This is a genomic window from Marinobacter sp. F3R08 (assembly GCF_018860425.1).
Taxonomy (GTDB): Bacteria; Pseudomonadota; Gammaproteobacteria; order Pseudomonadales; family Oleiphilaceae; genus Marinobacter.
Window position 1 is genome coordinate 491,412 of the sequence record NZ_JAHKPI010000025.1, and the last position, 12,766, is coordinate 504,177.

The 12,766-nt window shown below is 55.7% G+C and carries 12 protein-coding genes; all 12 read left to right on the plus strand.

Going from position 1 to position 12,766, the window contains the following annotated elements:
• Position 1 precedes the first annotated feature (1 nt).
• The 12 genes from KO499_RS17645 (at position 2) to KO499_RS17700 (ending at position 12,757) form a co-directional block, all read left to right on the plus strand.
• Entirely contained in the window at positions 2-2,095 is a 2,094-nt protein-coding gene (locus tag KO499_RS17645) for a VWA domain-containing protein (RefSeq protein ID WP_228340034.1), read from the plus strand.
• 17 nt (positions 2,096-2,112) lie between these two features.
• Entirely contained in the window at positions 2,113-2,955 is an 843-nt protein-coding gene (locus KO499_RS17650; protein ID WP_215985062.1) for an AAA family ATPase, read from the plus strand.
• A 22-nt stretch (positions 2,956-2,977) separates the two neighbouring features.
• Entirely contained in the window at positions 2,978-4,156 is a 1,179-nt protein-coding gene (locus tag KO499_RS17655; RefSeq protein WP_215985063.1) for a vWA domain-containing protein, read from the plus strand.
• A gap of 314 nt (positions 4,157-4,470) precedes the next feature.
• Complete coding sequence (locus tag KO499_RS17660; protein ID WP_228340035.1) at positions 4,471-5,052, plus strand: AraC family transcriptional regulator; 582 nt, start codon at positions 4,471-4,473, stop codon at positions 5,050-5,052.
• Between the two features lie 6 nt (positions 5,053-5,058).
• Positions 5,059-6,465, plus strand: coding sequence for a hypothetical protein (locus KO499_RS17665; protein WP_215985064.1), 1,407 nt, complete (start codon positions 5,059-5,061; stop codon positions 6,463-6,465).
• Entirely contained in the window at positions 6,462-9,269 is a 2,808-nt protein-coding gene (locus KO499_RS17670) for a tetratricopeptide repeat protein (protein ID WP_215985065.1), read from the plus strand. The genes KO499_RS17665 and KO499_RS17670 overlap by 4 nt, the downstream gene beginning before the upstream one ends.
• Entirely contained in the window at positions 9,259-9,741 is a 483-nt protein-coding gene (locus KO499_RS17675) for a hypothetical protein (RefSeq protein ID WP_215985066.1), read from the plus strand. Before KO499_RS17670 ends, KO499_RS17675 begins: the two co-directional genes overlap by 11 nt.
• Positions 9,742-10,089 carry a hypothetical protein gene (locus KO499_RS17680; RefSeq protein ID WP_215985067.1) on the plus strand — a complete coding sequence of 116 codons (348 nt, stop codon included), beginning with the start codon at positions 9,742-9,744 and terminating at the stop codon, positions 10,087-10,089.
• A gap of 16 nt (positions 10,090-10,105) precedes the next feature.
• Positions 10,106-10,774 (plus strand): MotA/TolQ/ExbB proton channel family protein, encoded by a 669-nt coding sequence (locus tag KO499_RS17685; RefSeq protein ID WP_215985068.1) that lies wholly within the window; start codon positions 10,106-10,108, stop codon positions 10,772-10,774.
• Between the two features lie 9 nt (positions 10,775-10,783).
• Entirely contained in the window at positions 10,784-11,314 is a 531-nt protein-coding gene (locus KO499_RS17690) for an ExbD/TolR family protein (RefSeq protein ID WP_215985069.1), read from the plus strand.
• On the plus strand, positions 11,311-11,799 hold the full coding sequence (locus KO499_RS17695) for an ExbD/TolR family protein (protein WP_215985070.1): 489 nt from the start codon (positions 11,311-11,313) through the stop codon (positions 11,797-11,799). The genes KO499_RS17690 and KO499_RS17695 overlap by 4 nt, the downstream gene beginning before the upstream one ends.
• On the plus strand, positions 11,792-12,757 hold the full coding sequence (locus tag KO499_RS17700; RefSeq protein WP_228340036.1) for an AgmX/PglI C-terminal domain-containing protein: 966 nt from the start codon (positions 11,792-11,794) through the stop codon (positions 12,755-12,757). The genes KO499_RS17695 and KO499_RS17700 overlap by 8 nt, the downstream gene beginning before the upstream one ends.
• Positions 12,758-12,766 lie beyond the last annotated feature (9 nt).

Genomic DNA, 12,766 nt, shown 5'->3' on the forward strand with positions numbered 1-12,766 from the left:
CTTGAGAGCGATTACTTCGAGATGGTTAGGCCTGTTTGCGCTGATACTGGCGGTCAACTTGCCAGCCGGACTCAGTGCTCAGGACATTGACGATGTTCAATTGCCGGGGCAGTCGGACGTGCGGATCATTGTCGATATCTCGGGATCAATGAGACAGACCGATCCGAAAAATCTTCGCCAACCCGCAGTTCGTTTGCTTGCCCGGCTTTTGCCTGAGGGCGCGACCGCTGGTGTCTGGACGTTCGGGCAATACGTCAACATGCTGGTGCCCCACAGGGAAGTGGCTGACGAGTGGCGTGAAATGGCCATCCAGCGCTCAGCGCAGATCAATTCAGTGGCCCTTAGAACCAATCTTGGTGCCGCAATTGAAACGGCAAGTGATGACTATTTCACAGATGGTGATCTAAGTCGGTCCCATTTTATCCTGCTGACCGATGGGAAGGTCGATATCTCCGACGATTCGGCGACGAATAGTGCTGAAGAAAAGCGGATCTTGGATACGATTGTTGCCGATCTTATTGAAAGGGGAGCCACGTTCCATCCGGTGGCTTTGTCCGAGGCCGCTGACACCGACTTTTTGAAAGCGCTGGCAACGGAATCCGGCGGTCGTTTTCAGGTTGCTGAAACGGCTGATGCTTTGAACCTGGCGTTCCTTCAGGCGCTGAATACGGCAGTGCCCCAGGAACAGATACCGATCGAGGGCAACGGCTTTTCAGTAGATGAGGGCGTGCGCGAATTTACCGCACTGATTTTTTGGGGAGAGTCTGAAACCTCAGAAACCCGTGAACTTGCACTGGTTCGCCCGGACAAGCAGATCGCGAGTCTTTCGGAAGTTCCCGACAACGTTCGCTGGGCAAGAGAAGCCGGTTACGACCTGATCACTGTCAGCGAGCCGTTGGCCGGGCAATGGAGTATTGACGGCGAGCTGGGTGAGGGCAGCCGCGTCACCGTGGTCAGCGATCTGAAAATGGTGGTAAGCCCTTTACCTCCGATGTTTATGGCAGATGACCCGCTGACTATCCGGGTTGGATTTTTCGAGGAGCAACAGAAAATCACCAATCCGGACTTCCTGAGTGTGATTGAGGTCAGCCTCAGTATCACATCGGAAGATGGCAGAAGCGGAACCAAGATTTTGTCTGGTGAACAGCCTCCGGAAGATGGTACGTACCGTGATTCGGTGAGTCGTTTGCCGGCCGAAGGCCTCTATACTTTTGATGTGATTGCCGATGGCCAGACCTTCAGTCGGAAATTTAGCGCCACGGTCGGGTTCAGTGTGCCTGAAGGCACCGAGGCACCGCCGGAAGCGGTTGCGGGGCCGGCTGAGTCGGCACCCCCGGAACCTGAAGCACCGGAAGCAGAGCCTGAACCGGACATTGCGTCACCCATTGATGTCAGTCAGGTGGAGGAGCCGGTTACAGACGAGCCCGCTCCGGCACCCGCTGAGCCCGAGGGATCGGACGCCGATTTTTCAGTGCCCTTGTGGGCCTATGGCGCTGCAGGTGGTGGACTCGTTGTAATTGCTGGCCTGATCTGGTTTGCACTTCGCAGGCGCAAGCATCGCCAGCAGGAGCAGGCTAAAGCCGCTGCTGAACGCGACACGCTGGATGATCTACAGGATGAATCCGAACCACCGGAGCCAGAGCCAGTCGCACTACCAGAAGAGCCAGAAGAACCTGAGATAGAGGATGATCTGGAATCCGTGGAGATACCGGAGGTCACCGAGGAACCGGCAGAGGACGATATGGCCCAACTGGAAGCCGTGATCGACGAACACGAGGCGACTCTGCAGGCTGAAGACGAGGCGCTTCCAGACACGGACGATGACTCCGTCGACGAGTCGTTAGAAGATATTCCGGTAGCCGATACGCCAGTGGAGGTAGAGCCCGCGGATGTGGATGACGTTATCCCGGAGCTGGAGGATATCGCCGATCCCTCTGACGCTGATGCGGCTGAAGATGATGACGAAGAAGAGTTCGGACTGGATGATTTCGATCTGTCCGAGTTCGATGATTTACCCGATTACGATCAGGATGAGTCCGGGTTACCCGAAGACGATCCAGGAACGAAAACTGACCAGAAAGACGAGAAAAAATAACTAACAGGATCCAGACCATGAAGTTTACCGGTACCGAGAAATACGTAGCCACCGATGACCTGCAGATGGCCGTTAACGCGGCGATTGCGCTCCAGCGCCCGCTGTTGATCAAGGGCGAGCCGGGCACCGGGAAAACCCTGCTGGCAGAGGAAATGGCGGCCGCTCTTGGAATGCGGCTGATTCCCTGGCATATCAAGTCCACCACCAAGGCCCAGCAAGGTCTTTACGAGTACGATGCGGTTTCCCGTTTGCGTGATTCGCAGCTGGGTGATGAGAAAGTAAAAGACATCAGCAATTACATCATCAAGGGCAAGCTATGGGAGGCCTTCGAGGCCGATGAGCAGGTAGTTCTGCTGATCGACGAAATTGATAAGGCTGACATCGAATTTCCGAACGATCTCCTTCTGGAACTGGATCGAATGGAGTTCTTTGTTTACGAGACCCAACAGTCCGTCAAAGCGAAAAAACGGCCGATCGTGGTGATCACCAGTAATAACGAGAAAGAACTCCCTGATGCTTTCCTGCGTCGCTGTTTCTTCCACTACATCAGCTTCCCGGACCATGACACCATGAAGGATATCGTGGATGTGCATTTTCCAGGCCTGCAGCAGGACATTGTGCGGGATGCCCTGGAGCTCTTCTTTGATGTTCGCAAGGTGCCGGGTCTGAAGAAAAAGCCGTCTACCTCGGAGTTGATTGACTGGCTGAAACTGCTGATGGCCGATGAGCTGTCGGCAAAAATGTTGCAAGAGAAAGATACCAGCTCCGCGTTGCCGCCTCTGTACGGTGCCCTGGTGAAGAATGAGCAGGATGTGCACCTGTTGCAGAAGCTCGCATTCATGGCCCGTCGCCGCAGCTGATACTCAGCAAGAGTCGTGTTTTATGTTGATTGATTTTTTTCTTGAAGTCCGGCGTGCAAAGGTACCGGCGAGCCTGAGGGAATTCCTGGATCTGTTGGAAGCCCTTCAGAAGCGTCTTGCCTTTGCCGATATGGAAGAGTTCTATTATCTCTCCCGTCTTTGTCTGGTCAAAGATGAGCGCCACTTCGACAAGTTTGACCGCGCCTTCAAGGCCTATTTCGAGGGCATCGAAAATCTCGATACGCTCCTGGAAGCGCTCATTCCGGATGACTGGCTAAGGGCCGAGTTCGAGAAGCATCTGTCTGAGGAAGAGAAGGCCAGGATCGACTCTCTGGGAGGCCTCGAGGCGCTGATCGATACCTTCAAGAAGCGGATGGAAGAGCAGCAGGAGCGCCATGCCGGGGGTAACAAGTGGATCGGCACCGGCGGTACCTCACCATTTGGTGCCAATGGCTATAACCCTGAGGGTTTCCGGATCGGCCAGAAAAAAGGCCGTCACGGCCGGGCTGTAAAAGTCTGGGAAAAGCGTGAATTCAAGGATCTTGATGACAGCGTGACGCTTGGAATCCGCAACATCAAGGTTGCACTACGCCGATTGCGGAAGTTTGCCCGGCAGGGTGCGGCGGATCAGCTTGATATGGACGATACCATTCGCTCGACTGCCCGCAACGCGGGGTACCTCGATCTGAAAATGGTCCCCGAAAGGCACAACGCTGTGAAGGTGCTCATCTTCTTTGACGTGGGTGGCTCCATGGATCCCCACGTCCGTGTGTGTGAGGAGCTGTTCTCAGCAGCGCGACTTGAGTTCAAGCACATGGAATATTTCTACTTCCATAACTTCATCTATGAAAGTGTCTGGAAGAACAATATCCGCAGGATGAATGAGACGTCGAGTACCTGGGATATTCTTCACAAATACACGCCTGACTATAAAGTGATTTTCGTGGGCGATGCCACCATGGCGCCCTACGAAATATCCCACCCCGGTGGTTCAATCGAACACTGGAACGAGGAAGCCGGAGCCACCTGGTTTCAGCGTATTTCCGAACACTTTCGCAAGGTTGTTTGGATCAATCCACTCCCTGAAAGCTATTGGGGGAGTGGTGGTTCCCTGGGCATGACCCGGCAACTCGTCAACGATCATATGTACCCGCTGACCGTTGAAGGCCTCGAATCCGCCATGAAACAGCTGAGTAAATAAAAAAAGCCGATGCGGTTGAGAGCATCGGCAAAGCTCGGCATATCAAGCGGGGTAGCCTGAAGGCGACCCCGCCGCCCTCTATGGAGCAAATACAGGGCCAGTTGGATTAATTACTGTTGGAACAATCGTTTAATAGCTTCAGAAGTCGGATCCTGGGTTCCTGCATACCTTTGCCAACTGAATTTCGTCAAATATCTCGACACTCTTCCGTCTTCCTCAATTGCCTGATTCACGTTTCTCATTTGGTGATCTGGATACCGTTCTTGCCGGTTACCAAGTGTTACGCTTCCTGCTGATCTGTTACAGAAGTTTGCATGAGTTACAGAATCGACACGGGCAGGAGGCTTATGTTCGGCATACAACAATCACAACGCCGCCGGATCGAACACCACTGGGTATTCGCCATTGTTTCGCTGGTTTTTGCATTGCTGGCGGTTCCGGCTCTGGCTGCACCGGAGCTTGATGAGGAACTTGAACGCCTGAGTGAGGCCATCACCAGCCATTCTGAGCGTGTATTCGCTCTTGAGCAGCAAGTGTTGCACCCGGCCAATACCCGACTGACAGTTTTTCTGACACTTCAGAGTCGGGATGCCTTAGATCTTGATGCTGTGGAACTGTTCCTCAATGGCAAGCCCGTTGCGTCCCACTTATATTCCGAAAGAGAGCGGGACTCGCTAGAACGGGGTGGAATCCAGCCGCTGTTTACCGGAAATCTGAAGAACGGCGAACACGAGCTGAAAACGGTTATTACCGCCCGCTCTGCCGACGAGGATTTCGTTCGCCGCGAGTCCGTACACCGGTTCCGAAAACGTCCCGGCGTGCTCCGGTTACAGATGAGTCTGGAAGCCCGAGCGCCCGATTACGATCCTGAAGTGTCTTTTTCGGAGTGGGAGTAGGGCGCCATGAACTTCCGTGTCCTGCTGATCCTGTTGTCGCTAAAGGTTGTCAGTGTTTCCGCGGCGGCTGCCCCGACTCTGCCAGAGGAATTGCATGCCGGGGTTGAACGGTTCCGGCAAGCCGGTGGCGTCGGCGTGAGTCTTGGTGATGGCAGGCAGCGAGCGCAGTTTGAAGCCGCAGATAGCGCCATAGCCGAGGGGCGCACTGACGATGCCGGGCAGGTTCTGGCTGGTATGAAAGAGGGTTACTGGGCGGCACTGGGTTACCTCAACCTTGCCAGTGATTACGCGAAAACCGATCTCAACCCGGCCAGGGCACTGGTTGCTCTGAGGGTGGCGCTGGCCATGGCTGATGGTGACGCGGTGGCGGAGCGGAGGCATTACCTGAAAAACAGAGTGCTGGTTCGGGCGGGCTATCTTGCCTACCAGCATGGCGAACTCGATAAAGCGATTGGCTTTCTGGAAAAGGTCGATCTGGATAGCTTCAACACGCCGAGAGCGCTCTATTTACATGGCCTGGCTCTGGCTGAAAAAGGTAACCACCGGGCTGCGATGCAAAGCTGGCATCGAGCCAGGAAGTTTCCGTTAGCGTATCCAGGGGTTGCAGACGCCTGGATCGGTACCGGTCGCGGCTATGATCTTTCCGGCTACCTCGGTCAGGCCGGTGAAGCTTACCTTGCTGCCAACGCCGCATTCGAAAGTGAGCGGGTGACCCTTCGCAAACTTGCCGGAAGGATTCGCGAGCACGGAGCTTATAAAACCCTGGTAGAAGATGCCCGGGAATCTGGTATCGACTGGTTTCTCGCCGACAGTCGTACGCTGACACAACCACGGATGGCCTACCTCCTGGGATTCATTGAAGACCATAATGCTCAGACGGCCGTGGGGCGTGTGGCAGCTCTTCGCTCGATGACTGTAAAACTGGATCGCTACGATCACGATCTTGAGGTTTTCCAGCAGGCTCTGGCGGATCAGATACAGGGAATTCGTCAACATGACTCTGAGCAGAGCATTGTGAATATGGCGGCTCGGGGCGAGAAGCTGGATGCAAGGCTCAAGCGCCTGGACAGCATGGCCCAGCCAGGCCAGAAAACTCGCATTCTGGCTCTTCAGAAAACCCTCTCTGATGCACAGACCCTGCTGAGTCAGGTTCAAAGTGATACCTCGAGGCATCCGGACACGCTGGATAAATTGCGTCATTCTGCCTTGATGTTAAAAGACCAGAACAGTGCGCTATTGACGTCTGTTCGTCAGTTGCTCGGTGCCTCTGAAGCGGCGCTGGATAAGCTTGCTCTTGGTTATGTCCAAACCCAGGACCAGAAGATGGCCCGGGCATTGGATAAAACCGAACAGCAGATTGCCCATCTGTATGACTATCTCGCCCTTCAGAGCCTGGAGGAAAAGAAACTGTGATCCGGTCGATTCAGAGCTTCTGCCTGTGCTTGCTGTTGGCTTTCCCGGTTATTGCCCAGGAGTCTTTCCGGGTGGAGCTCGGGCGTGACGGTGAGACTATTGGAGATATGCGCCCGGTGTTCCTCACCTTTGAAAGCCGGCCTTTACCCGCAATTTCGCCGTCGGAAGTTGCTCGCCGCTATCACCGTTTGTTCCGCACTTCGGCCGAACCGGAGGTTCGGATTGATGCGCTCAACCGCCTGAGCAATATCCGGGATCAGTCAGGAGTCGATACAGGACTCTCCCCGGCCGAAGAAAGGGCGATGTACAGCGAAGCGATCAGTAGCTATGAGTCGATTCTGGACAGTGGCACCTATGAGGGGCGACAGGACGAGTTGCTCTATCAGATGGCCAAGGCGCATGCCCTGATCGGACAACAGGAGGCGTCTATCCAGAGGCTCCAGCACCTCGTTGGGTTGTACCCTGAATCGCCCCTCGTCCCGGAGGCTCGGTTCCGGTTGGCTGAGTATGCCTTCGCAGCAGGTCAGTTCGTCGAGGCGGAGAACGAATATCGGCAACTGATTGCATCCGATGGCAGCGGAGAGTTCAGTACCAAGGCAAGGTATATGCTCGGGTGGAGTCAGTTCAAGCAGGGGCCTGTTGCCTGGAACCGCGCCGCGATGACGTTCATTGAGGTGCTCGACGAGTTCCTGCCGCAGGAGCAGAGCCTGGATGCGGTAAGTGATGCCAACGTTGATACCATCGACGATACCTTCCGGGTGTTGGCAATGATGGCGGCTCGAAACAGTGGCCCGGAAACATTGATTTCCTGGTTGGACAGGACGGAGTCGCATCCCTGGGAGCACCTGTTGTTTGATCGGCTTGCGGATTACTACGCCATTCGGGGCGACAGTAGCGCAAGTGTCGCGACCAATACGGCGTTTATCCGTTATTCCCCAGACCACCATACTGTGCCGGCCTTTCGGTTACAGGTGGTGGAGGTCTGGCAAGAAGCGGGTGAACCGAACGAAGTTCGTAAAGCCCGAGCCAGATTTGTTGAGAGTTATAGCGCAAGATCCAGTTTTGACACCCTGAATCCGAGTGAGCAGGACGCATGGCGAGATTTCAGCAGAGGGTTGGCAGATTATCACTATGATCTGGGCACGCGCCTGGCAGAGAAGGATGAGGCGGCGCAATCCAAGACCGCTTTCCTGCAGGCTGCCAATTATTATGAGGGACTGGCATTACTGGGCGCCCAGAATGGCGAGGTGTTGCGGCTTGCCGGGGATGCCAGGCTTCAGGCTGACGCTCTTTCCGGCGCTTTGGCGAACTTTCGTAAGGCCGCATACGAAACAACCGGTTACAGCGAGGCGGCTGATGCCGGCTGGGCTGCAATTACCCTGTTGATAGACGGCGTCGAACAGCAACCAGGGACCTCGGACTTCAGGCCCGGGCTGCAGGATCTCTCAGACGAAGCCAATCGCTTTACCCGGCGCTTTACCGGAGATAGCCGGACTTCCGGCCTGATGGCGGATCTGGCCGTTCGATGGTTGGCTGCCGGCAATCCTCGGCTGGCACTGGACTACGCCTCCAGGGTGCTTGGTGTCTCGGAAGCCGCGCCGGCAGAGCAATACACAGCATGGCAGGTGACAGCCCGGATTCATCAGAAAGAAGGTGACTTTGGTCTGGCGGAGCACGCGTGGCGTAACGCACTGAGTCTGGCTGAAAGTGGCTCACTTCGGGCTGTTACCGGCGATCAGGTAGCGGATGTTCGTAAGCAGTTGGCGACGGTTGTCTACCGACAAGGTGAAGTAGCAGCGTCCAATGACAGATTTACAGAGGCAGTGGATCATTTCCGGCGGGTCGATTCGGTGTTGCCCGGCTCCGAGATTGGTATTCGCGCGCGTTATGATGCCGCCACTACCTTGCTCAAGGCGGCTGACTGGAACGCAGCCGTCGATGATCTGCAGAAGTTTCGGGCCGAACATCCCCGGCATGAATTGGCCACAGGCATCAGTGAAAAACTGGTCTATGCCTGGATTCAGTCCGGTAAACCGACCCGGGCCGCATCAGAATTGCTCAAGATTGCTGATAGCGATACGAACCCCTGGCCGCTGAGACTGCGAGCCGCAGAACTTCTCAACGAAGCTGGGCATGTGGCTGAACGGAATGCCCTGTACCGGGACTACCTCGCAACTGGCCCCAGGGCGGATGATGGAGCGGAGCATGAAAGGCTGCAGGCTTTCCGTTATCGCCTGCTTGAAACCAGTGAGGCGCCTGATGATTGGCGTGAAGCGCTGGTACAGGCAGAGATGGACAGCTCCTGGCACAGCCGCAAGACGCTTGAGTGGGCATCCCGGGCCTCTCTGGTGCTCGGCGCTCGTGCTGCGGCCGTATTTACCGGGATCGGCCTGGGTCACCCGCTGGAGCAGGCACTGGACCGCAAGCATCAGGCTTTGGATACCGCACGACAGAGATTTCTGGATGCCGAAGCCTTTGGGGGTGAACGGGTTCTGTCGGAGTCGCTGTATCGCAGGGCTGAGCTTTACCGGACGCTGGCCAGAGATCTGATGACCTCTGCAGTACCTTCAGATCTGAATGAACTCGAGGCCATGCAGTACCAGATGCTGCTTGAGGAAGAGGCCTATCCATTCGAAGAAAAGGCCATTCAACTTCACACTGAAAACCACCGCCGGATTCTGTCGAAGGGCTATGACGCCTGGATCGGGCGAAGTCTTGGCGTTCTTGCGGAACTGCATCCGGGACGTTACGAGCGCCGTGTCAAGTGGCTCAGCTGGAATATGGGGTCTAACGATGGCGTGTAATCCGTTACGCAGGGAACGGCTGCTTTGGGCATTTGTTCTGTTATTTCTCGCCGGTTGTGCAGGCCAGGAAGTCCGGCAACCCGAGAAACCGGCCCAAACTGATCCGGAACTGGCAGCACACTATGCAGAGCAGGGCCGGCTGGCTCTCGAAGAAGGCCGCAAAGGAGCTGCTGTGAAAGCCTGGCAGAGAGCCGTCACGTTGGATCCGACCAACGCAGTGACGGTGAATAATCTGGCGCTGGTGCTGAAGGATCAGTACCGCTTTTCCGAAGCCGCCACACTATTGGAAACGGGCATTACCCATTCACCGGAGGTGGCGGCACTGCATTTTAATCTGGCTGTGATTTCCGAGCTCTATCTGCTGGATCTGGAAACCGCTCTTGCGCACTACAACCGTTACCGCGAACTGACTGAAGAGGATGACTCGCAGGTGGCGGGCTGGGTTGCTGATCTGGAACGGAGACTGGACTGAATGATGGATATCCGGAAATCCGCCAAAGGCATGATCCTTGGACTGATGTTCGCCGGGCTTCAGGTACTGCTCATGAATTTCGCCTATGCGGATCAGGATGACACTGTCCGGCTCAAGGTGGAGGGCTTGTCAGCAAGTCTTGGCGAAGATGAGCCCCGGGTACTTTACATATTGCCCTGGCAAGCACCCAGCCTGCCAGGACGGCCAAGGGCAGATCTGAATGACCAGGCACCGGAACTGGTTCGGCCGGCAGATCCGGTAGCCCTTGAGCGCCACCGTCTGTTTCGCGAAAACCTTAATCCTCTGATCCTGAGTCCCCTCGGAGACTCCTCTGTGACAGCGCAGTAAAAACGGGAGAACTTTCATGTTGGATACCATTGCACGTTTTTTCCAGGAAGGCGGGCCCTTTATGTACCCGATCGCTATCGTACTGGCGCTGGGCCTGGCCATCACTCTGGAGCGGTTCTTCTACCTGTCGGCCGTGACACGCCGCAACCGAATGATTTTTGAGCGAGGCATCCTGCCGTTGCTCAGGAAACGTGACTATCAAAGAGCGATGAAAGAAGCCCGAAATTCCGACAGTGCTATTGCCACGATAATGGGAGCGGGAATTGGCCGACTGCTCAGCAACAGCCGGCGAGAAGATATCGAATACGCAATGGAAGAGGGGTTAATGGAGGTTCTGCCGCGCCTGGAAAAACGAACCCAATACCTTGCGACTCTTGCCAATATAGCCACGCTTCTTGGTCTGTTGGGGACCATTATTGGTCTTATCGCGGCCTTTACCGCTGTGGCAGCGGCAGACCCTTCCCAGAAAGCCAGTCTGCTATCGGAGAGCATTTCAGTCGCTATGAACACCACGGCGTTCGGCCTGATGTCCGCCATTCCGCTGCTCATGTTTCACGCGGTACTGCAGACCCGTACCAACGAGATTGTGGACAGTTTTGAAATGGCCGGGGTGAAGTTGCTGAATATTGTTTCTGAGGCGGGTTCCGGAGGGGTTGCCGGTGGTACCAGGTCGGCGGCAGTCTGAGGGAATACCATGAGACGCCGTAATCGCAGGCCAAGCATCTCACCGGAACTGGATATTACAGCCTTTCTCAATCTCATGATCGTGCTGGTGCCCGTTCTGTTACTGGGTATGGTGTTCAGTCAGGTCAGGATGATTGAGTTGGATTTCCCGGGGATGGAGGCAGGACAGGCACCGGAACCCGAGCAGTTCCGTCTTGTTGTTACCTTGATTCCTGAAGGTATCGAGATTGCTGACAGCGATCGCGGCCTGATCAGAGTGTTGCCGGTGAATCAGCAAGTGCAGGACTTTGAAAGCCTTCGCCAGGTACTCAGACAGATTAAGAGCCGGGTGCCGGATAAAACCGATGTGGTGCTGGAGGTCGGCCCCGATATCGATTATCAGACCTTGGTTACTGCCATGGATACTGTTCGCTCCTATCCGACGGTGGTTGCGGCCAGCGTGGTTGAAGGGGAGTTGTTTCCCAATGTCTCACTGATGGATGCGCCCGAGGATCGGGCGCTTGCTGGCAATGCCGTAGTCGGGTCAGGGGAGGATGCATGAGGACTTCCCGTAAGGCGAAGAGAATTCGTCGGCATTACAGTCGGATGCATAAGTCAGGCGGGCTGAATCTGGTGTCACTGATGGATATTTTTACCCTTCTGGTGTTCTTCCTGATGGTGAACTCTTCGGATGTGAAGGTTATGCAGAACACCGCGAAGGTGCCGCTTCCGGAGTCCACTGTTGAGCAGGAGGCGATTGAAAGCCTGACAGTCCAGGTAACGTCCAGTGCCATTCTGGTTCAGGGCACTGAAGTCGCAAGGCTGGAAGGCATTGAGAGCAGTGATACTTACATCTCAGGTTTGTCAGACGAACTTTCGTTACGCCGCACCCGATGGTCCACTCTCCCCGAAGAGGGACTTGAGGTGACTATTCTGGCCGGCCGGGAAACCGACTATCGATTGCTTCGGAAGGTGATGCAGACGTGCGTGGATGAACAATATCGACGGGTGAAGCTTGCTGTGGAAGGAGCGGTCCGCAATGGCTGATAATCAATTCGCTCCAGAGGCTGATCCGGCAATGCCATGGAATCGGGAACTCGGCGAGAGTCGACGGTTCGCGGGTATCCTGTTGGCTGTGCTGATGCTGTTCCTGCCGCCGGCGCTCCTGATTCCAATGATGGATGTGCCTGCGATTGAGCGCAACGAGGCAGAAAAGATCCCCCCCAGGCTGGCCCGTCTTGTGGAAAAACCGCAACCGGTTAGCCAGCCGGAGACAGCGCAGCTTGAGCCGGAAGTGCAAAAAGAAGAGCCGGAGAAGCCAGAACCGAGATTGGCAAAAACCGAACAGGAGGTCAGGCCTGCTCCGGAAGTCAGCGTAACGCCACAGGTAAAGCCAGAACAAACGACGGAGCAGGCCCGTGAAAAAGCGTCCCGCTCCGGGCTGCTGGCCATGACCGATAAGCTGGCCTCTCTCCGGTCACCGGAGCCAACTGCAACGAGGCAGTTTGCTGTAAATGTAGCATCAGACACACGCCCTGACGCCGAATGGCCTGATGATGCCAGCCAGGCGCTGAGCGGAAGTGGCGGCGTTAAGGACTCGAGTGCCCCGAAAGCAAACGTCGCTGTGGCTGAACATAAGGTGAAGACGGTTAAGGCCCCTGTTGAACCATCGCCGCAAGTAGCCGCTAAACCGGCCGGGGATATGCCGTCTGTTGGAGAGCGCGCGATGAGTAATATTCGAAAAGTGTTTGATGCTGAAAAAACCGCGCTCTATTCCATGTATCAGCGGGAACTGCGGCAGGATCCGACCCTTGAGGGCAAGGTATTGCTGGAATTGGTGATCGAGCCGGATGGGTCCGTTTCCGCCTGTGAGGTGGTCAGTTCAGAGCTTGAGCATCCAACCCTTGAGCAGCGAATTGCCATGCGGGTCCGCCTGTTCAGCTTCGGGGCCGATAATGTTGAGGCCCGAAAGGTCCGATTCCCGATTGATTTTCTGCCAGGATAGAGAGGTATT